Here is a 22291-nt window from a genome sequence, read left to right on the forward strand (position 1 = left end):
CGTAACTTCTGAAACATCAACCCTTGATTCAAATGCTAGAGCAAAAACACAATCTATTCCGTCAAGAATCTCTGGAACGCCTATCTTCCCCCGAAAGACTAGACCAACTGATGCAGGTGGTCAGTCCCAAAAGTTGGCTTCCTCTATTTACTTTAGGTTCCTTGGTGTTTGTAGCCATAGTTTGGAGTATATACGGACGCATACCCATCACAGTCGAGGGACGAGGCGTTTTAATTTATCCTCGTAAAGTTTTGGCACTCCAATCAAAAACACCAGGACAATTACTTAGTTTGAATGTCAAAGTTGGCGATTTTGTCAAAAAGGGTGATGCGATCGCAACAATTAACCAAGCCGATCTTCGCAAGCAATTGGAACAGCAACGTGCTAAACTAACCGAACTAGAATCGCAAGACCGAGGCTTAGGTTCTGTGCAACAGCAACGCATAGAACAGGAAAAAATAGCAATTCAGCAGCAACGTCAGTACCTGCAACAACGCATCGCCGAATTTCAAGCTTTAACCCCTGTTTTAAAAGCCAAAAGCAGCGATTCTATTATCCAGCAACGCCAATACTTGCTCCAGCGGATCGCCGAATTTCAAACTTTATCTCCTGTTTTGAAAGCCAAAGGCAGCGATTCTATTATCCAGCAACGTCAGTACTTGCAACAACGCATTGCAGAACTTCAAACTACAACGCCTGTTTTGAAAGCCAAAAGCAGCGATTCTATTATCCAGCAACGGCGAAGCTTGCAACAACGCATTGCAGAACTTCAATCTTTAACGCCAATTTTGCAGGAGAAAGCTAGGGATTCTATTCTCCAACAACGGCAAGGATTAGAGCAAACTCTGGAAAAAGTCAAAGCTATGAATCCCATTTTCCAAAAAAGAATGGAAATCCGCAGAAAGTTATTTGAAGAAGAAAAAGCTATCTCCAGCGATCTCGTTTTAGACGCACAACAGCAATATTTGCAAAACCTGGAAAAAATCTCTAATCTGGAAACTCAGTTAAAGGAACTAGATGTCAAACAAGCTGAGGAGGAAAAGTCTTATCGTGAAAACCTCAGCAGTATTTCCAACTTACAAACTCAGTTAAAGGAACTAGATGTCAAACAAGCTCAGGAGGAAAAGTCTTATCGTGAAAACTTCGGCAGCATTGCTAATTTACAAACTCAGTTAAAAGATTTGGATGTCAAACAAGCTCAGGAGGAAAAGACCTATCGTGAAAACCTGGGCAGCATTGCTAATTTTCGCGCTCAGTTAAAAGATTTGGATGTCAAACAAGCTCAGGAAGAAAAATCCTATCGGGAAAACCTGGGCAATATTTCCAATTTTCAAGCTCAGTTAAAAGATTTGGATAGTCGAGAAGCAAATCTAGCTAAAGAAAGCTTGGAAACTACAACGAATCGCACTAGAGAAATCCAAGAATTAAAGCGCGAAATCGCCAGACTAGAACTGCAATTAAACAATGAAAGTCAGATTATCAGTCAACACTCAGGACGCATTCTCGAAATCGCGGTTAACCCTGGAGAAGTCGTGAATGCAGGAACGAGGTTAGCGACCATTGATGAGGAGAATAGCACAAGCAAGTTGGTAGGTGTCACCTATTTTCCGATAAAAGAAGGTAAAAAATTTAAAACAGGCATGAAAGTGCAAATTACACCCGAAACTGTAAAACGCGAACGCTTTGGTGGAATTGTTGGCACTGTCACGAGTGTTTCACCTTTTCCCATCACTAAAGAAGCAGCGATGAATTTAATCGGCAATCCCGAAATAGTAGCGGGTTTGGTATCTAATAAACAAGAGGGTGTAATGCAAGTATTCTCTGAACTAGAACCTGATTCTACAACTTTCAGCGGTTATAAGTGGTCTTCTTCCACGGGACCACAATTGAAAATTTCTCCTGGAACTACAACTATTGTTAGAGTCAAAGTGGAAGAACGCGCTCCTATCACCTATGTTTTACCTATTTTGAGGTCTTTCAGTGGTATCTTCTAATTCAATGTCAGTAACGTTTATTAATCCTCTACCGGATCTGCAAAAACTGCTGCCAAATCGAGGTAAAAGGGTAAAGACTCCCACGCTTTTGCAAATGGAAGCGGTAGAGTGTGGTGCTGCTGCTTTGGGGATTATTTTGGGTTACTACCGTCTGTTTGTCCCATTAGCAGAACTGCGTCGCGAATGCGGTGTTTCCCGTGATGGTAGTAAGGCGTCGAATATACTAAAAGCTGCCAGAAATTACGGACTTCAAGCTAAAGGTTTTAAGAAGGAATTGGAACAACTTAAAAACTTGTCTCCTCCTTATATTGTGTTTTGGAATTTCAATCATTTCTTAGTAGTGGAGGGATTTAGTAAAGAACGGGTTTATCTTAATGACCCCGCCAGTGGACCGCGTACTGTTTCGCAACAGGAATTTGACGAGGGATATACCGGCGTCGTGCTGGTGATGGAACCGGGACCGGAGTTTAAAAAATGCGATCGCATCCCCAGCAAGTTCTTTTCCTTATGGCAACGGTTGCAAGGCAGTCTTGGTGCTTTATTTTATTGTGTAGTTGCGGGATTTCTCTTAACCGTTGTCGGGTTGGCAGTGCCGATATTTAGCCAGATATTCGTAGACGATATTCTAGTAGAGCAACGACAGGATTGGTTGCGTCCGCTGCTTTTGGCGATGGCGATCGCATCCCTCCTACAAGGGTGGTTAACGCTACTGCGGTTGCGCTACCTGCGCCGTCTGAAAATTAAGTTGTCTGTGGGAATGTCTAGTCGCTTTCTCTGGCACATCCTGCACTTACCTGTCAGTTTTTACGCCCAAAGATTTGCCGGAGAAATTAGCAATCGCACCACTCTCAACGACCAAGTTGCTGAGGTTCTTTCAGGGAAGTTGGCAACTACTGCGATTGATACAGTCCTGGTTATTTTTTATGCTTTGGTCATGTTCCAATATGACTGGATACTGACTGCAATCGCCATCAGTTTTGCTGCCATCAATGTCTTCACTTTACAGTGGATTTCCCGTCAGCGCGTAGACGCCAATCAACGATTAATTCAAGAGTATGGCAAAGCTGCTGGCACGTCTATTGCCGCTCTCCAAAGTATCGAAACTCTCAAAGCATCTGGATTAGAATCAGATTTCTTTTCTCGGTGGTCTGGTTACTACACCAAAGCAATTAATTCCCAACAGGAACTCGGCGTCACAAATCAGATATTTTCTGTATTACCCACCCTGCTATCCGCCATTTCTTCTATGTTGTTATTAGTTGTCGGCGGTTTGCGAGTGATGGATGGACACCTCAGCATCGGAATGCTGATTGCCTTTCAAGGTTTAATGCACAGTTTCCAAGAACCTGTAAACAATCTTGTCAACTTCGGCAGTACTTTACAAGAATTGGAAGGGAATTTAATCCGCCTCGATGATGTGCTGAATAACCCCATAACTGTAGAGGCGGGTTTAACCAGAGAAATTATCAATAACCAATTACCAATTACCAATTACCAATTACTCCAAGGCTATGTTGAATTGCGAAACATCTCATTTGGTTATAGTCGCTTAGAACCACCGCTGATTGAAAACTTTAACCTCTCAATCAAACCCGGACAGCGAGTTGCTTTGGTTGGTGGAAGCGGTTCTGGTAAATCTACCATTGCTAAATTAGTCAGCGGACTATATCAACCTTGGACAGGAGAAATTCTGTTTGATGGTACACCCAGATCGCAAATTCCCCAGGAAATACTCGCTAATTCCGTCGCAATGGTAGAACAAGAAATCCTCTTGTTTGGCGGCAGTATCAGGGACAATTTAACCTTATGGGATGCCACTATACCAGACAAAAATTTGCTCCAAGCTTGCCAGGATGCGGCTATTGCTGATGTAATCCTTTCCATGTCTGGGGGACTGGATGGGGAACTGATAGAAGGTGCTGCTAATTTAAGCGGGGGACAGAGACAACGCTTAGAAATTGCTCGCGCTTTGGTAAACAAACCCTCTATTTTAATTATGGATGAAGCAACCAGTGCCTTAGATGCAGAAACAGAAAAAATTATTGATGAAAATCTGCGGCGACGGGGATGTACTTGCATAATCGTCGCTCACCGCTTAAGCACTATCCGCGACTGCGATGAAATTATTGTTCTCGAAGGCGGAAAGGTAGTGCAACGAGGTACTCACCAACAATTGTGGCAAGTTGAGGGCGTTTATTCGCGCTTAATTCGCACCGAAGGTGAGGCGCTTTAGGTGCGTTAGCGTAGCGTAACGCACCCTACATCTACGTTTTGACCAATTAGCAATTAGCAATTAGCAATTACCAAAACTATGTTACAAGGAAAATTTTACCAAGTTCAAGGTAACGAACCAATACTGTTAAATGACCCCGATTTGGTTTGGGTGATTCAGTCTGGAACGATGGCGTTGTTTGCTGTCACTATTAAAGATGGTGTTGTGGCAGGAACTCGCCGTTATCTATGCAGTATTGGTCGGGGGGAAGCGCTGTTTGGCACTGCTGCTAGTTCTTCTGATTCCCACCGTCAGATTTTGGCAGTACCGTTAGGTGAAACAGAATTGTTGCAACTAGACCGGGAATGTTTTAGAGATCTGATAGCGAATGCTGATGTTGATGCGATCTCATGGATAGAAAATTGGCTGGAACGCCTTACTACTGCATCCCACATTCCTACACCCGCAATTGAGGTAAAAGCAGAAGGAAAAGCACATTTCTCCCTCAACAAGAGTCAGACTTTCCAACCCGAAGCAGGTGTATCTTGTTGGGTACAGGTAACTCAAGGAACTGTTAGTTTTTTGGGGTTTGAGGAAATTCCCCTCACAAGTACAACTCACCCTTTCCCCCTCACCGATAAAATGTGGTTGTCAGCGATGGAAGGCGTACAACTTGCTACTAAAACTACAAGAGAAATTCGCAATTCCGATACCATTCTCACCGGACTTTCCCAACTTCACAATCAACTGCTACACTGCTTTCAGCTTTTAGATGAGCGGGAAGCGCAGTCAGAATTGCAACGGTTGCACGCGAGCCAACATCTCAACCGTCAAGTCAGCACAGAAGCTATCAGCGAACTCGCATCAACTTTGAGCCACAAAGATGAAAACTTTTTCCTCGAAGGGACGCCTTTATTAATAGCTGCGGGTGCGGTAGGAAGGGCAATAGGAGTAAAAATTCGTCCCCCAGCTCGTTCTGAGAATCTCCAGCGAGTAAAAGAGCCTTTGGAAGCAATTGTCCGAGCTTCGCGCATCCGGATGCGGCGGGTGCTGTTGCAAGGACGCTGGTGGGAAAAAGATTGCGGTTGTTTAGTAGCTTATAGGCGTTTGCAGCCGGATGAGGTACACCTGAGTTTGTGTAGCGGCACCGTTAACGGTGCCGCTACACAAACTCAGCCAAAAGGCTTTACTTCACTCGCTGACAATCCCCTATATACGCAGCAGGATAATCGACCAATAGCGCTGCTATCAGCTACACAAACGAAACCAAAAGGCTTTACTTCACTCGCTGACAATCCCCTATATACGCAGCAGGATAATCGACCAATAGCGCTGCTATTAGTTTCTACCAATCGCTATGAAATGTTTGACCCCGTCGAGCAAATCCGCATTCCAGTAGATCAGCGCATAGCTGCAACAGTATCTCCCATTGCTTATATGTTTTATCGATCTTTACCCGATAAAGCACTTCAAGCTTTTGATCTGCTCCAATTTGCCTTCAAAGGACGCGAGAAAGATTTAATTTTAATTATCTTTACTGGCATTCTAGTAACATTATTGGGAATGCTCGCTCCCCAAGCCACTGCGATTATTATGGATAGCGCAATTCCAGATAGCGACAGGGGATTGTTACTACAAATTGGCTTAGGATTGTTGGTTGCGGCGGGAGCAACTGGTTTATTTCAGTTAACTCAGGGACTGTCTTTATTGCGACTAGAAACTGCATCTGACGCTTCCACTCAAGCCGCTGTGTGGGACAGATTGCTTAACTTACCTGTATCGTTTTTTCGTCAGTATACCACCGGCGACCTTCAGTCCCGCGTCTCTTCAATTAGTACGATTCGTCGCCAACTCGGCGGCAGAACTCTGATAAATCTAATTACCAGTTTGTTCGCGCTATTTTATTTGGGTCAATTATTTTACTACAACTTCAAATTAGCCTTAGTTGTGCTTGCTGTCGCTGTAGTTACGATCGCATTTACTACAGTCTCCGGTACTATCTTGTTGCGTAAAGTCCGTCCGCAGCTGGAATTGCAGGGAAATATTTTTGGACTAACGGTGCAACTGATCAATGGTATTTCTAAACTGCACATCGCTGGCGCACAGGAACGTGCCTTTGCTTGTTGGAGTAAAAACTACAGTCGGCAAATCAAACTCGAACTCAGTACCCAACAAGTGGAAGATGCTGTTGAAGTTTTCAATACAGTAATGCCCACCTTGACAAATGGCATACTTTTTTGGCTTACCATCAGCTTGTTGCAAGAGGCACAAACTTCTGGAACTATTGGACTATCTTTGGGTACTTTCCTAGCTTTTAATACAGCCAGCGGTAACTTTATTAACGGAGCTACAAACCTCAGCAATACAGTTACAGAAGTTTTGCAAGTCATCCCCCAATGGAAACGCACCCAGCCAATTTTGGCAGCTATACCGGAAGTAAATTTAAGCAAAGCCGATCCGGGTCAGTTAATGGGTAAAATTGTGGTCGATCGGATTAGATTTCGCTACCTGTGCGATCGCCCGTTGACGTTGGATAATGTTAGCCTATACGCCAACCCTGGAGAATTTATTGCTCTGGTTGGCAGTTCTGGAAGCGGTAAATCAACTTTATTTCGCTTGCTGCTGGGGTTTGATATTGCGGAAGCAGGTAGCATTTATTACGACGGTCAAGACCTCTCTGACTTAGATGTGGATGCAGTGCGCCGACAGATGGGTGTAGTGTTGCAAAATGGTCAGCTACAATCGGCATCGATTTTTGAGAATATTGCTGGCAACGCACAGATTAGCTTAGATGAAGCCTGGGAAGCGGCGCGAATGGCGGGATTTGCTCATGATATTGCCGCGATGCCAATGGAAATGCACACGGTGATTAGTGAGGGGGGTGGCAATCTTTCTGGAGGACAACGCCAGCGACTTTTGATTGCGCGTGCTTTGGCATTGAAACCGCGAATTTTGTTGTTTGATGAAGCTACGAGTGCTTTAGATAACAAAACTCAGGCGATTGTCAGTGAAAGTATGGAGAAACTGCAAGTGACTCGAATTGCGATCGCTCACCGACTCAGCACCATCCGCAACGCCAATCGCATCTACGTCCTCCAAGCGGGGCGGATTGTGCAACAGGGAAGTTTTGAGGAATTAGCTGCCGTTGAGGGGCTATTTGCTCAGTTAATGGCGAGGCAAATGGCTTAGCTTACAGCGGCTTGCAGCCGAGTGAAGTACAGCGAAATCGCGAAGGTTTGTGTAGCGGCACTCTTAAGGGTGCCGCTACACAAACGAAGCGCCAAAAGGCTGTACCTCACTGACTTGCAATCCGCTGTAACCGAGCAATTAAGGCGCCATCGGGGTTGTCCGGTTCCTGGATCTGTCAATCGGGCAGGAGATTGGGAAAATCAGGGGTTCGACACCCCTGATTTTCCCAAGGGCGTACCATCCCCACCGCACAGGCGGATGGGGAATTCCGCCGGACAGGTTAAATTTTTAGCTAGCCTTGAGTGAGTTTTGGCTTACCTGACTCAACCGCCCAGACCGCCATACATGTTTCATTGTTGCTGGGACGCAATACTGTATCAACAGCCCACCATTGTGCTGTAACTCGTTCGGAAGTGACATCAATAATCACGTAACCATGACTGTCAAAGTCACACCAGCGCATGTGAGGGAAAGCCTTCATGACCTCTTGCTCAATGGGAATAGACTGTGTGCGCGCTGCCCAACCCATTTTGTCGTCAAGGTTCTGTGAAGTCAAGCTACCAGTCACAAACTCAACAGCGATTGGTTCTTCTGTCTGGTCGAAGGCATCTCGCTTTAGCTCAATCGCTAGCCCGACGTGGACATCACCGCTAAGTACAACAACATTTTTGATCTGATTGTCTCGCCAGTGGTTCAGAAGTAAATCGCGCTCAACAGGATAGCCGTCCCATTGATCGTAATCTGGACCAATACCGTCAACATCGATCAGCTTCAGCTTCAGTAGTGCTTGCTTGATTGTTGGTGGGAAATCTTTACTCCACGTTGTCGCCATTACCGATGGGTTTGCCAATAATTTCCATTGGGCATTCGATGTATCGAACTGTTCCAGCAACCAAGTACGTTGTTCAGCACCCAGAGCAGACCTTGCTGGGTCAAACATTGCTGGCGGTGGTACAGGTTCATCACGACGAGTACGAGTGTCAATCAATATTAAATCGGCTAACCCGCCCAGGGACACTTTACGGAAAACTCTTTGTGGGTCTTGTGGATCGGGTTTGCGTGCTGGTAACCATTCCCAGCGTACTTGGAACGCGATCGCGCGACGGCTAGCCCAATCGCCATCGCGTTCTGGCTTGTGTTCGCTAGCGCCATCACGCCATGCACCATCAGCGAATTCGTGATCGTCGAGGGTCGCAATCAGAGGTAGTGCTGCATGGAGACGTTGTACATCGGGGTCGCGGCGATACTGCGCGTAGCGGCGGCGGTAATCTGCAAGTGTCTTGCACTCGTGAAGCGGGTCAAACGGACGACCGATGTCTGCACCCGGTGTTTGGCTCGCTGGCGGCTTGTTGGAGGCTTCGTAGATGTAATCGCCTAAATGTAGTAGAAAGTCAAGGTCATCCCTTGCTGCAATGCAACTATAGGCGTTAAAAAAGCCAGCGTTGAATTTCGCGCAGGACACCTGAGCGAAACGCAGATGCCCAACACCGTTTGTCGGCAAGGTCTTGGTTCTGCCGACGGGTGATGTTTGACCGAGTGCCTCAAACTGGTAAAAGTATCTGCTTGCAGGTGCCAAACCAGTGACATCAACATTAACCGTGTAGTCTGCATCCGCTTGAGCTAAGGCTGTACCAGAAGCAATGATATTGCTCAAGTTTGAATCGCTGGCTATTTTCCAGTTGACTTCTACAGGTTCGGGTGTGGGTGTGGTGACTCGCGTCCAAATCACCACCCGATCTTCGAGTGGATCTCCACTGGCTACGCCATGCACAAAAACGTTATCTGTCATCTTTTCCTCTGACAAAGGTTGATCGCATTTTACCGACAAACAGTTTACCATCGATACCGCTGTTCGAGATTGATGCCGATAACGACTGCCAGGTTGCGATCGAAATTTGTTTTGTTATATTCCCACTGCATTCCTTTGACTCCTTCACTCATCCGCCTGCCTCTTGGTATCTGAGTTACACCACCATAACCGCTCTTTACAGGCGATGGCATTGATTGTCAGAAATGTTACTCCCTTCCCGCCGGAAGAATTTGTATTGAATGAACCGCGAAGACGCGAAGAACACGAAGGAAGAGAAAAGAAGAAGTACATAATCTTCTAGCGGGATGGGAGTAATGAGTGTAGGATCGATTTAGTCGCTAAAACTAGGAGCGGATCAGCTCAGGGTATTCTGTCACTACTTCACGCCAAAACCAACTGAGGAAAAACAATGACGACGCTGCTAATTCAAAGCATGAGCGTCCCACTGAGGGTCAATCTCCCTGCTATCAAATCGATGACTGTTGAACAGTTCTACGAATTCTGTCTAGCCAATCGCGATTTGAGAATTGAGCGTACTGCCAGTGGGGAAGTTATCATTATGTCACCAGCCTTTTCAGATACAGGTAATCGAAACATTAAAATTTCTCAACAACTTGCGAACTGGGCAGAACAAGATGGCACAGGTGAAACGTTTGACTCCAGTGCAGGCTTTACTTTGCCGAATGGGGCAACTCGTTCTCCGGATGCTTCCTGGATTAAACTAGAGCGCTGGAATGCCTTAACTGAAGAACAAAAAGCCTCATTTGCACCGATTTGTCCAGACTTTGTAATTGAATTACGGTCTTCTAGCGATACCCTCAGTGGCTTGCAAAACAAAATGCAGGAATATATTGACAACGGTGCATCACTAGGCTTATTAATCGATCGCAAAAACCGAAAAGTTTACATCTACCGCCCCGAGCGAGAACCTGAAATCTTAGATAATCCCGAGACAGTGAGCTGCGAACCAGAGCTACCAGGATTTGTCTTGCGGATGGCAAAAATTTGGTGATTAATATCATGTCCAGTAGCAACGGTTGTGTAACTGCTAATAGCTAATCGCTAATGGCTCAATCAGGAAAAATCCTATATTAGCAATTAGCAATTAGCAATTAGCCGGACATTTTATTTCCTTTTTGCTGGCTTTGTTTTCGTTATAAAACCTGTGACAAAGTGGTATCAGGTATTTTTTACGAACCCTTACAAAAATTCATTTTTTAACTCAAGTTGCTAGTTATCTCTCTGGGAGCGGCTAATGGCTAATGGCTAATGGCGAGATTGGTAAAAATCCTATATTAGCAAGCTTGCAAGCTTGCAAGCTTGCAACGCCAAAGTTTATAACTAGCAACTTGCGTTTTTTTAGCAAAAAAGCAAGCTCAACAATTCGGTTCAAATTGATTAGAACCTGCGAGCTTTAGTGCTGGACTTGCTGCCGGAGCATGGGCGATCGCTCTGTTTCCCCAGAACTAACCCAGGACTTACGCACCCGGAGCCAAAAACCCACTGCGTCAATCTCGCGAGTCGAAACCCACGATTTTTTGGATCGCCCTTTGTTTTTTTGCGTAAGTCCTGTAACCTTGAGTACCACCTCGTGCGGGATGCGATCGCATGTCGGAGAGTGCCCTAGCGGTTTCCTTTCTGCCGCACCCGGACACCAATCCTTGCCAGTCTTTCTCTGCCACAAACAGTGGTAAAATTTTCCTACGCGTTTCACCTTACAGCTAGCGCCCTGAAAACGCTGAACCCACAGAAATAGGAGCAAAAAAATATGGGGCTTTTTGACCAAATTATGAATGCGGTGAACGATCCCAACCTGCAAGCGAATGCAGGTCAACTTGCTGGTATTTTCGGCACGATGCAGCAACTGGGTAATAATCAAGGAGCAGATGCTTCAACCATGCAATCTGCTATGTCAGTTGTGGGTGGTTTTGTTCGTTCCGCACTACAGGAAAAACAAGCAGAAGGCGGTAACGATGCAGTGCAAAACTTGGTGAATCAATTTGGCGGTACTTCCCCAAATATCGCCGCCGTGACTGCGTTATTTGGCTCGCAATTACAACCTATCATTGAAGCAGTTGCCCAAAGGACGGGATTAGACCCCAATACAATCCAACAAATGCTGCCTACTTTAGTACCTCTGGTGCTGAATTTCCTCAAAACAGGTGCCCCGACTCAAGATCAAGCCGGTGCAAATCCGGTACTAAATTCTTTCTTAGATGCAGACGGTGATGGCGATGTTGATATCGCCGATGCCATGCGGATGGCTGGTGGTTTTCTAGGTCAATAGACTTCTCCAAAATATTAAGATCAAACCCATATTCCGCAGGTTCCTTCGGAACCTGCGGAATATGGGATCAAAGACAGGCGAGACGCCTATGCCACAAAACAAATTTTCTTGTGGGGTGGGCGGATCGCCCGCCAGTAGTTGGGAAAATTGCTTGTGGGGTGGGCGGATCGCCCGCCAGCGCCTATCCCACAAAACAAATTTTCTTGTGGGGTGGGCGGATCGCCCGCCAGTAGTTGGGAAAATTGCTTGTGGGGTGGGCGGATCGCCCGCCAGCGCCTATGCCACAAAACAAATTTTCTTGTGGGGTGGGCGGATCGCCCGCCAGTAGTTGGGAAAATTGCTTGTGGGGTGGGCGGATCGCCCGCCAGCTGTTGGGAAAAAAAATTACAGATCTACACCTAAAAATAACGGGAGCGTGGTAGCCCCGTCAATTCATTGCGGGGCCCAAACGCGACACGAGCAGATTTATCTGCCGTCAATATTAAGCTTAATTAATGTTGACTTTTGACTTGACAAGATTGTGTAGAATTTAAGAATAGATTAATTAGGGAGGTAATAGTAATTGGCTAAAAGTAAGAGATCAACATTCGTGACAGAACTGCCATTAATCGTAGATAGCTTGCAAGAAAAGCAGCTATCTCGTTTTCAAGCAGCACGACAACTATACAATGCCTGCCTCAACGAAGCAATGGCAAGAATGAACCTGGTACGTAACTGTGAAACTTACCAATTAGCCAAACAAATAGATCGCCAGTCAAAAAAAGCAAGAAGCGACGCCTTCACCGCCGCGCGCCGAGCTTGTAAATATTCCGATTACGACATCCAATCCTATGCCACAATCGTTAGCAACCGTTCCAAATGGATAGCTCAACTAATTGACTCCAACACCCAACAAGCCTTAGCCACCAGAGCCTTTAGATCCAGCGAAAAAGTCTTGTTTAACAGAGCTAAGAATGTCCGCTATAAAGTACCGACTAGATTTAGAAGCATTGAAGGCAAAACTAACAAGCAAGGCGTCAGGTGGAAAGATAACCAGTTAGTTTGGGGTAAGTCAAAACTGTTGCCGATAATCGACGAGGATAACCCTGTAATTCAACACGGTTTAAATTCCCCAATTAAATACGTTCGCCTGTTGTGGCGAGAGTTAAATGGCAAACGACGTTGGTACGTTCAACTAATTAACGCTGGATTGCCATACCAGAAAGAAAAAAACTATGTGGCTGATGGAGTCATTGGTTTAGATTTGAATATTTCCAATATTGCCTTCGTTGGAGATAGCAAAGCTGGACTAATCCCATTCGCGGAGCAAGTACCAACTTACGAACGGGAAATCAAAGCTTTACAGCGTCAAATGCAACGCTCACAACGTTGCTCAAACCCTCGGAACTATGAAACTGACTTTACGAAGCGTGTAGGACGCAGATCTGTTGTTAAAAAAGGTAAGCACAAAAAAGGTATTCGACAATGGAAAAGGTCTAAAACATATCAAAAGATAGCCAGAAAGAAAAGAGAGCTAGAACGCCGCAAGAGTGCCTATGCCAAATCTCAAAACCGTAAGATTGTTAACGATATTTTGAGGCACGGTAAACATATCAAAACCGAAAATGTATCGGTAAGATCGTGGCAGAAACGATACGGTAAGGCAATTTCTGCTAAATCTCCTGGTTTTGTCCAATCTGAGTTGGCTCGCAAGGCTGAAAGTGCCGGGGGTCAATTGATTAAGTTTTCTACCCAAAAAACGGCACTGTCGCAAACTCATTTGACAGGTGAACGCATCAAGAAAAAACTGTCGGAGCGCGTTCATTTTGACCAAATGGGTTTTGCGATGCATCGCGATCTATGGAGTGCTTATTTGGGTAGATTCGTTAATGAGGAAGATGTCCTTCTATTGCATCTCGCTGTCGAGCAGTGGGAAAGGTCGGAGCCTTACTTGCACGAGGCAAGGAAGGATTTTCAAACAAACCGCGAACAATTAGGCGAGTCCTCTCATTTGGCAGTCTCATTCTCCCTTGGAGTGGTCAAGGGCGGAGTCAGGAAATGTTAACCAGATAGCTATTAAAGGGCGAAAAGTTAACCTTAATTCCTGGCCCCAATCCCCGTCTCTTTAGAGCGGGGAGTGGCTCAATCTAAATCCGGTTTCTAGTCTGTGGTGGTGGCGATCGCTTGTGATAAAGTCTGCAATAACTCCTGTGTTGTGTAAGGTTTCAACAAAAACGCCTTTGCACCCAACGCCATCAACTGTTGACAGTTAGCAGACAAACCGCTGCTAGCAATAATTTTTACCTCTGGATTCAGCGATCGCAGGATACGAATCGCAGTTAATCCATCCATGTTCGGCATCATCATATCCATCAACACTACGCTGATTTCTGCGCTATGTGTGGCGTAGAGAGCGATCGCTTCAATCCCATCACCTGCTACAAGTGTTTTGTAATTATGTTCCTCCAGCGATGCTGTAGTAATTTGTCGCACAGCTGATTCGTCATCAACAATCAAAATCAATTCGCCGTTACCTCTAAATAGTTCTGTCTCTGTTGTTACCTCGGTTGCCGTTCCCGCTGCTGCTGGCAAGTACACCTGAAATTGAGTACCTTTGCCTACATCACTTAACACCTGTAAAAACCCACCGTGGTTCTTAACGATACCTAAAACTGTTGACAGCCCCAGTCCAGTACCTTTCCCAACTTCTTTTGTGGTGAAAAAGGGGTCAAAAATCCGATCGATGATTTCTGGGGGAATACCTATGCCTGTATCGGCAATGGTGATAACGATGTAATTTCCTACATGGGCGTCTAAGTTCATCCCGGCATAGGTTTGATCGATGAAGCGATTTTCGGCGCAGATGCTGAGCATACCACCATTGGGCATGGCGTCACGAGCATTGACTACGATGTTGATCAAAATCTGATGCAGTTGAGTGGGGTCGGCTTTCACCGACCAGAGAGAGTTTGCCGGAATTTCAGTGCGGATTTTAATCGATTTAGGAAAAGTCTGTTGGGCAATTTTTGCTACTTCTTTAAGCAAATGTCCGACTTGCAAGACGATGTGTTTTCCTTCTGTACCACGGGCAAAGGTAAGAATTTGTTTAACCAAATCGACTCCGCGCTTGGTACTATCTTCTAAGGTGTTTAAGAGTTCCTGAGTTTGCCGATCGATATCGTTGAATTTTAACGGTAGTAATTGAGAAATCATTAAGATAGGGGTGAAGACGTTGTTAAGGTCGTGGGCGATACCACTTGCTAGAGTTCCTAAGCTTTCCAGCCTTTGGGCACGGTAAAATTGCCGCTCCAGTTGTTTCTTTTCTGTAATGTCGCTGCTGACTACTAGAATCGATTTGGGTTGCCCGGATTCATCGCGCACCAGCGTCCAGCGACTGGCAACAATGATTTTTTTGCCAGTTTTGGTGACTTTCTCTAACTCCCCTTGCCAAGACCCTTTTTCGAGAGTGTCATTTACGGCTACCTCAAATTCAGAGGAAAGGTCTTTGTATACAAGTTCGGAAATTTTTTTCCCTACAGCTTCTGCTGCGGTCCAGCCATATAAGCGTTCAGACCCTTGGCTCCAAAATATCACCCGGTTGTCTAAATCTCGGACACTAATTGCATCGGTAGCTATATCAATTAAAGCAGCTTGTTCGGCGATTTTCTGTTCGGCAAGTTGGCGATCGCTAATATCCCGTCCTTCAGGAATTAGCATTACGACTTTCCCACCTTCATCAAAAACTGGCTTGAGGGAAAAGTCTACAAAAGCTAATGTACCATCAACCCAGATATGTTTGGATTCAAAACGCACGAACTCACCGCTGGCTGCACTGACGATCGCCTCCTGCAATTGCTTTTGTTGTTGGGGAAAATGTGTCCACCACGGTGTTTCCCAGAAAGGTTTTCCCATCACATCTGCAAGATCGGCTGCAATGACATCTAGAGCTGTTTGATTAGCTGCGACTACAATCCCCTCAGTGGTCAGGAGTCCCATAAATTGGAAAGTACTATTGAAAATAGCGCGAAATTTCTGCTCGCTTTGCTTTAAATCCTCTTCAGCTTGTTTGCGTTCGCGCAGCGCGGCTTGCCGTTCGCTAATATCTGTGACAAACCCTTCTAGGCAAAGTAGTTCGTCGTTTTCTGCATAGATACCCCGTCCCCGTTCCCAGACCCATTTCTGCATACCGGATTTGGTGATAATGCGATAGATACATTCATAGGGTTTCTGGCTTTCAACTGCTTGCTGAACCATCTCCCAGATCGGATCGCGATCCTCTGGATGAATTTCCTGCCCGCAAGAAATGGTGCGTTCCACCAGATATTCTTCCTGGCGATTTCCGGTCACGGCAAACACCCCCTCACTAATAAATTCAGGGGTATAGTCCAAATCGTTGGCAACGCGATAGACATAACCAGGTAGATTGCTAATCAGAGTCGATAGCCGATGTTCGCTCTCTCGGAGAGCTGCTTCGGCTTGTTTGCGTTCGCGCAGCGCGGCTTGCCTTTCGCTAATATCCTTGACCATAACAAAATAGGCAGATTTTCCTGACCAAGTAATCCGATGGCAGGTAATTTCAACATCGATAATCGCACCATCCCGCTTGCAATGTCGCGATTCTCCTCGATAAGCAAAGTCGTCATCAGTTAAGAAAATCTCGCTAATTGTTGCCTGAAAAGCCGGAATATCTTCCGTTGGTCGAATATCGGCAATGGTCATAGCCAGAAATTCTGCTTCGGAATAGCCATAGTGAGCGATCGCCGCCTGATTCACAGCTAAAAAAGCCAGAGTTTCTGGATGGAAAACCCACATCGGATTAGGATTGTTTTCAAATAACAGCCGATACTGTGCCTCAGACTCTGCCAGATTTTGCTCAGCTTGTTGGCGTTCTGCTTCCAGCCGCTTTCTCTCGCTAATATCGACCATAATTGAGCGGCTCATTAGGTAGTTCCCGGCTGCGTCTTTAATGGCGATTGCACTCACGCTGGCAGGAAAAATAGAGCCGTCTTTGCGAACAATTTGGAACTCCAGATCTCGCACCCAGCCTCGCTGTTTGAACAGGGGAAAATTTTCTTGGAAGGTTTGTAAGCTTTCAGCCGTAAGTATATCAGGAAACTTGATCTTACCAATGACTTCATCTCGCGTATACCCCAGCATCTGGAGTTCGGTATCGTTGATGCGGACAAAAACCCCATCTTTATCGATGGAGTGATAGCCACAGGGGGCATGGTCATAGAGTAGTTGCAACGCATTTGCCATTTCCTGGAGTTGAATTTCCGCTTGCTGGCGCTGGGTAATATCTTCGTTGACACTCCCCGCAATAAATTGACGGGGATTCTTGCGTCTACAGATACTCTCCACTAGGGAGAATATCTTTCATCAAGTTCGGGGTTGTGCCAAGCAACCCATTCTCTAGACCGGATGAAACCATTACAGCAGCATCTCTCTTTAGGTCTAAAGAACATGAGAAACCATCCCACCCGGCTAGATTTCTCGAAGCATTTAAATCGGCGTTGTGGTAGTGACCATTAGGACAGTTAAAGTCGTGTTTTTTTCGGTCTCCAATGGTTCCGCAGGTTGAGCAAGATTTGCTAGTGTATGGAGCCGGACGCTTGATTAGCTTTAACCCTTTGAGAGCTAACTTATAATCTAGTTTCTGCTCCAAAGAGTAGTACGCCCAAGAATGCCTTGATTCACCACTATCAGCACGATTCTTTTTCCTCTGCTTCATGGTATCTCGACAACCTTCCAAGTCTTCAATCACCACATCAGCATTGAGATATTCCGCCAATCTAACAATCCTTCTGCTAATGGTGTGATTAACGGCATCCATCCATCTACGCTCTCTTCTGTCCCACTTTTTCAGAGCGCGAAATTTCTTGGCAGACTGCAAAGAATGACGACGCTTTTGGAAGTGACGACGACGATGTTTTACCTCTTTGCCGTTAAAGAACTTGCCAAACCCTTTGGCGGTTGCTACCACTGCTAGATTGTTCTGCCCTCTATCACAACCAATTCTGGTCGTCGCCGGAACTTCTGGAACTTCCAAAGTAATCGAGATATAGGCATACCACTTATTTCGATGAAAGATTATTTTCGCAGAACCTTTATCAATCAAGGTATCACCTTTGCATAACCTATCTAAGATTGGTTGCCAATGCTTTGATGCTACTTCTACGGGGACTCGCTTCGTTCCTTTGATGGTGGGAAAACTTAAGCTATAAGTTTCACCAACTTTATGGATTGACCAGTTCTGTTTATTGATCTCTGGGGGCAGGGATTTGTATTGTTTTACTTTCTTGCCAACTCCAGATGTGGTGTGCCGAATTGTCTGATTTGCTAGGGCAGACATGAGTGAAGTTTCTACCTTGGCTGTGGTTAACTTTCTTCTTTCTGTCAGAGGGATAGTTAACAGCCAATTAGCTAAACGAGTATTTGACTCGGTCATCTCACCAAACATCTTTGCTTTGGCTTGATTGAGAGCGGAAAACTTTAGTTTTAGCGTGATAGTTACTTGACCCATGCGATTATTTTAGCACTTGTTACTAAACTGGGTAAAGACGGCGAATAAATAAGCCCTTGTCGCATTTCATCCACCGGATAAATCACGGTGGATGAAATGCTCCCGTGCTATTTTAGGTAATGCCCATCAGCGATTCGATGGCGCCATCGGTTGTCCTTTCGGGAATCAGACGGGAAAGGAAGTATTTGTCACCGATGCGGTACTCTACCCGCGTTATCTCTCCTGTGGCGAAAGCTTGATAGCAGGCAGATTCAAAGATATCGCAAACCTCAGTCGGAAGTCCCAACTCCCGTCCCGTTTTACCCAAAAATTGCTCTGGTGGAATGCCAGATTCTTGCCTTACTCTGGCATTGATGTAAATGTGGCGCAGGTGGCGATCGAGCCGAAAAATAATATCTGGGGAGTTCTCCACCAAAGTTGAAAATTGCCGTTCCCGATGGGGTAACTCTAACTCTAATTGCTGGCGAGCGCTTAGATCCTCAGCCATTTCTAAGGGAGCGATCGCTTGTAGCAATTTCGACTCGGTGACTAAACCCACCAATTGCCCCGACTCATCTACCACAGGCAAGTGTCGAATCCGATGCTGACGCATTAAAGATAAAGCAGTCAGGGCATTTTGAGTTTCAGAAAGGGCGAGCGTCACAACTGGTTGCGTCATCACCTGAGAAATTTCTGTCCTGGATAAATCCATGCCAGAAGCAATCAGCCGCACTACATCTCGCTCTGTGAATATTCCTAATAATTGTCTATTTTCAACCACTAATGCACAACTACTTGGTGCTTGACTGGGCAAGTTCAATTCAGAGGAAAAATCTTGTTCTGATAAGCTCAAATCAGTGCCCCTTCCCTGGCTCATCCAAAGAATTACATTTTTCACCAATGTATTTTTTTTGACAGTCAAAGCAGAGGAGATCGTTACCTGCTCCAGAGTCGGTAAATCCATAGGATCGGGGATATGCATAATTCCTTACTGAAGCTAGCTACAGGTTAAGATTTCAGCTTAAAAGCAGATATAACACACTTTGACTTTTTGTTGCGACATCAAACCGTTGTATCCTATGATACTAGATGTTCCATCGCCTAAAAGCAGTAGTAGCAAGGGGTGCAATATCTGGGTCAAAACCTCCCACTTGATTGGTGCGAATTATCCAAAGCGAACCGCCATTTTTTAATAAAATTGTGGCAATTTCATCCTGTGCCTGACGCGGCATTATCGTGCGCCAAGTTGTAATCGCTTTGATCAAGGTTAAGATTAAACTATCTGGTTGGCGAGTTCCTGCCAATTCAGCGGTACTGTAATACCAATCCGAACGCACGGTTCGCCAGGGAATCAAGTTTTTTTCCAGGGATCGCCCCAATTCTACTAATTTCTGAAACCGCAATGTTTGCGGTTCATTAGGATGGCGCTGCAACCAATCTTGAATTTGGGAATTTGAGGCAATATCTGCTTGAATCTGCTTAATCGTCGCGTAAAGTGCAAAGTTTGAGTCTTGTACGCAAGAAGTCGCAGGCGTCACAATTGCTGCACCCGTTCCATCCCCGATGCGGTAACGTGCCATCATGATATCCAATTGGCGGGTAAATTCACCCAGGGGGGATAATTTAATGCCATCAAAATTGTAATCCTCAGTCACCGCATCGAGTTTGACGATAATATCACAAACAGGTCTAGTTCCTAGCCACCCTCGCCATAAATCTCCCATGTAACTAGACCATTTAATTGACCCTGCTATAATTCCATCCGGGTTATGGGCGTAGACTTGTTGATATTCGATATCAAAGCGTAACTCATTGGTGAAGCGATCGCGCACTACACGGGCAATTCCATAACTAAAATGCCCCGTCACCATCCCCAGGGGTGTGGGTTCTGCTTTTTTCCCGCCTATTCCCCCAAAAGTATGAATAACAATTGCCCGATCTCCCTCGCGCCACTTACCTACTGCTTCGGTTTTCTTTTGAGCAACTGGGTCAAGTAAAACGGTTTTTGCCGTTCCTTTTTCTCTGGCGACATTTTTCCAAATTTTATGCTTAATATAATACTTTCCCGCTGGCAATCCCAACCGCACTTCATCGGGTTTCAGTCGCAAAATGGCGCGGGGTTCAATCGCTTGCACGACAAAAATGCCATCCGCACCTTTGGCGCCATAAATATACCAACCTTGCGAATTGAGGGGAGATGATTCTATTTTTATATTCGTCGATCTGGGAATACCATCTCGGTCAGCTGGTACTTGAGGAATGCGAATTGTTTCTGGGATATCGTCGAATTGTTTTGAGCTTTTATTATAGTGACGAACTAGGAAGCGATCGCTATCTTTTTTTTTCCTTTTAATAATAGTCACTAAACCATAAAATCTTGCGGTGACTTGCACTGGTTCTCGGTCAATTACCAAGGAAACCTTTTCGCCGCTATCCCTAGATACAACCGCTGGATTTTTGAGCATGACTATAACATCATCCTGCCCTCTTGCACCCGCCAAAGATTCTAACGGGTCAACTTTTTTCCAGTTATTCAATCTTTCTGGATGAAGCTGTCCCGATTTTTGACTCTTTTTAGTTTCTTGAGTGAAGCGAACATCCAGCGTCACGCTTTGGACATATTCTTGCACCTCTTTTTTGTCACTCCATTTCAAATTTACAGTCTTTCCGACTAAATTATCATGGAAACGATCGGTCTTTTGAACTTCAAATAATATAGTTTTATCCTGTATTTCTCTTAATTCTTTCGCTGGCAATATCAACCTTCCCGTCCACACTCCCACGGGTTGATAGAGGCTTGATGAAATTGTTTGTTCTAACGGGTAATAACTTGTTTTATAAAAAGTATCTTCGCTATAAATTTCGTAATTTGATATTCTTGAAATCTGATAATTCTTGCTGTTTTTATAAGTTAAAAATAACCCTAAAAATATAACAATGATAATTATAATTATAAAAAAAAATAATGGTATTCATGTTAATTAATTGCTTTAAGAATCGAATAATTTTTTCTACATAACAGAACTGAATATGGGCGCACAGGTGTGCGCCCCTAGGGGATTAAAATGCTTGAGGGCCTGCCCAAGCATAACGCATAGTGCGCCCGAAGACCACGGGTTGATCTTCAACGGCGGCGACGGTTTGACCGTTCATGCCAACTGCCCACAACGGCATCTTTTCATCGCCTAATTCGCCAGCGCGGAAGATGACCTGATTGGGATTGGCTTTACTCCAACCCAACAAGGTAGCGTTGCTATACCCGACATTTTCGCCTGGGGCGATAGTCGTGGCGCGGTTTGATTGACGTTCCCAAATCACCGCGTAGTCGGAAGCATCCGAGGCGCTCAAACCGCCTTCAAACTGGCGTGCTAGCAAGCGATCGCCCCCTGCCGACCAAGAAACCGGGACTAAAACCGAAATCACCCCCGGCATATCAGCAGCTTCGTTCGGTTTGGGTGTATTCGCCAAGGGAGAAGTAGCAGATATCACCCGCAATTCCCCAGTTTGCAGATTTTCCACAAACATGACGCTGCTAACGCGGCTTTCGTACAATTCCGGTTTAACCTGCATCTGAACGCGGGTATAAGCGGCAAACTTGCCATCGGGGGAAATGACCGCCGGGGTGCGATATTGACGGACACCGGACCCCCTGGTCGAGCTAACTTGCTCGTAGGTTTTCATAATCCAATTCCAGGGAATCGGATAGGGACTACCGAGGGGGTCGGTTTCCGATGCTTCTTGTGCTTGAGGGACGGCAGTTCCCCGATGGGGGATTGCCTTCGCTTTTTGCACCCGCTGACCCGATGGCGATCGCGTCTCCACGGACTTTTTCGCCAAAGCAGATGAGTCGCTAACGACCGTACCAGATGCCATCAGCAGCACACCTGCGAACAGGAACGGGTATTTTTGGTTGAGGAACGATCCACGCAGCAACGGTTGTTTAGACATTTAGTAAATCTCTATAAAGGCGTTTGTTGTGGGAGGAGCAACGCCTAACGGTCAGTTGAGCGTCATTATATGTATACCAGGTATGACTGTAAAATGTTCAAAATTCTATAAACTTTTTAATACTGGTAATAGCGAGAGGTAAGAGGAAGCAGGAGGGCGATAAGGACGAGGGAAAGACAAAGATTTTGCTTTTTAGTCGTATTCCGTAAATTAAGGTGGAATTTGTCGCCTGCTAGCTATAAAGAGGAATTGAGTTACCAAGCTTTCCCATCGCTTGGAGTCTCGGAATCTCCTGGTTGCGATTGGCTGCTCGAGTGGCTCTAAAATGCTACGTTGTCTCTATTATTTTTCCGCTCCCCAAGGGCAGCAG

At 45.5% G+C, this 22291-nt stretch carries 16 protein-coding genes; 8 read left to right on the forward strand and 8 right to left on the reverse strand.

Annotated features, from left to right (window positions below; all coding sequences use genetic code 11):
* Positions 1 to 32: 32 nt before the first annotated feature.
* From MiSe_RS11520 to MiSe_RS11535, 4 genes are all read left to right on the forward strand, one after another.
* Positions 33 to 1994, forward strand: coding sequence for an NHLP bacteriocin system secretion protein (locus MiSe_RS11520; protein ID WP_226579040.1), 1962 nt, complete (start codon positions 33 to 35; stop codon positions 1992 to 1994).
* Positions 1995 to 1998: 4 nt separating this feature from the next.
* Positions 1999 to 4227 (forward strand): NHLP family bacteriocin export ABC transporter peptidase/permease/ATPase subunit, encoded by a 2229-nt coding sequence (locus MiSe_RS11525; RefSeq protein WP_226579042.1) that lies wholly within the window; start codon positions 1999 to 2001, stop codon positions 4225 to 4227.
* Between the two features lie 78 nt (positions 4228 to 4305).
* Positions 4306 to 7395, forward strand: a complete 3090-nt coding sequence (locus MiSe_RS11530) for an NHLP bacteriocin export ABC transporter permease/ATPase subunit (protein ID WP_226579045.1) — start codon at positions 4306 to 4308, stop codon at positions 7393 to 7395.
* A 69-nt stretch (positions 7396 to 7464) separates the two neighbouring features.
* A complete protein-coding gene (locus MiSe_RS11535) occupies positions 7465 to 7701 on the forward strand; it encodes a hypothetical protein (protein WP_226579050.1) in 237 nt (78 codons plus the stop codon).
* On the opposite strand, the gene MiSe_RS11540 is transcribed toward MiSe_RS11535, so the two are convergent.
* Together MiSe_RS11540 and MiSe_RS11545 are read right to left on the reverse strand one after the other, a co-directional pair.
* On the reverse strand, positions 7688 to 9235 hold the full coding sequence (locus tag MiSe_RS11540; protein ID WP_226579054.1) for an alkaline phosphatase D family protein: 1548 nt from the start codon (positions 9233 to 9235) through the stop codon (positions 7688 to 7690). The genes MiSe_RS11535 and MiSe_RS11540 overlap by 14 nt on opposite strands.
* Positions 9229 to 9396 carry a hypothetical protein gene (locus MiSe_RS11545; protein WP_226579056.1) on the reverse strand — a complete coding sequence of 56 codons (168 nt, stop codon included), beginning with the start codon at positions 9394 to 9396 and terminating at the stop codon, positions 9229 to 9231. Before MiSe_RS11545 ends, MiSe_RS11540 begins: the two co-directional genes overlap by 7 nt.
* 218 nt (positions 9397 to 9614) lie before the next feature.
* Here MiSe_RS11545 and MiSe_RS11550 point away from each other — a divergent pair, with 218 nt between their 5' ends.
* Complete coding sequence (locus MiSe_RS11550; protein ID WP_226579059.1) at positions 9615 to 10217, forward strand: Uma2 family endonuclease; 603 nt, start codon at positions 9615 to 9617, stop codon at positions 10215 to 10217.
* A 496-nt stretch (positions 10218 to 10713) separates the two neighbouring features.
* Here the strand turns inward: MiSe_RS11550 and MiSe_RS11555 are convergent, their stop codons facing one another.
* On the reverse strand, positions 10714 to 10887 hold the full coding sequence (locus tag MiSe_RS11555; protein ID WP_226579062.1) for a hypothetical protein: 174 nt from the start codon (positions 10885 to 10887) through the stop codon (positions 10714 to 10716).
* A gap of 86 nt (positions 10888 to 10973) precedes the next feature.
* Here MiSe_RS11555 and MiSe_RS11560 point away from each other — a divergent pair, with 86 nt between their 5' ends.
* From MiSe_RS11560 to MiSe_RS11565, 3 genes are all read left to right on the forward strand, one after another.
* Entirely contained in the window at positions 10974 to 11492 is a 519-nt protein-coding gene (locus MiSe_RS11560; RefSeq protein ID WP_226579065.1) for a DUF937 domain-containing protein, read from the forward strand.
* 88 nt (positions 11493 to 11580) lie between these two features.
* Entirely contained in the window at positions 11581 to 11820 is a 240-nt protein-coding gene (locus MiSe_RS53745) for a hypothetical protein (protein ID WP_444980485.1), read from the forward strand.
* A 261-nt stretch (positions 11821 to 12081) separates the two neighbouring features.
* The gene (locus MiSe_RS11565) at positions 12082 to 13536 is read left to right on the forward strand and encodes a transposase (protein ID WP_226579068.1); all 1455 of its coding nucleotides are present in this window, start codon (positions 12082 to 12084) and stop codon (positions 13534 to 13536) included.
* A 95-nt stretch (positions 13537 to 13631) separates the two neighbouring features.
* Here MiSe_RS11565 and MiSe_RS11570 read toward each other — a convergent pair whose 3' ends face one another.
* The 5 genes from MiSe_RS11570 to MiSe_RS11590 form a co-directional block, all read right to left on the reverse strand.
* On the reverse strand, positions 13632 to 16832 hold the full coding sequence (locus MiSe_RS11570; RefSeq protein WP_226579069.1) for a PAS domain S-box protein: 3201 nt from the start codon (positions 16830 to 16832) through the stop codon (positions 13632 to 13634).
* Positions 16816 to 17994: an RNA-guided endonuclease InsQ/TnpB family protein gene (locus MiSe_RS11575; protein ID WP_226579071.1), complete on the reverse strand. Its 1179-nt coding sequence runs from the start codon at positions 17992 to 17994 to the stop codon at positions 16816 to 16818. Before MiSe_RS11575 ends, MiSe_RS11570 begins: the two co-directional genes overlap by 17 nt.
* Before the next feature lie 112 nt (positions 17995 to 18106).
* Positions 18107 to 18955: a CBS domain-containing protein gene (locus MiSe_RS11580; RefSeq protein ID WP_226579073.1), complete on the reverse strand. Its 849-nt coding sequence runs from the start codon at positions 18953 to 18955 to the stop codon at positions 18107 to 18109.
* 103 nt (positions 18956 to 19058) lie between these two features.
* Positions 19059 to 20729, reverse strand: a complete 1671-nt coding sequence (locus tag MiSe_RS11585) for an abortive infection protein (RefSeq protein WP_226579075.1) — start codon at positions 20727 to 20729, stop codon at positions 19059 to 19061.
* 304 nt (positions 20730 to 21033) lie between these two features.
* Positions 21034 to 21921: a hypothetical protein gene (locus MiSe_RS11590; RefSeq protein ID WP_226579077.1), complete on the reverse strand. Its 888-nt coding sequence runs from the start codon at positions 21919 to 21921 to the stop codon at positions 21034 to 21036.
* Between the last annotated feature and the right edge of the window lie 370 nt (positions 21922 to 22291).

It is taken from the genome of Microseira wollei NIES-4236 (genome assembly GCF_020521235.1).
Lineage (GTDB): Bacteria > Cyanobacteriota > Cyanobacteriia > Cyanobacteriales > Aerosakkonemataceae > Microseira > Microseira wollei.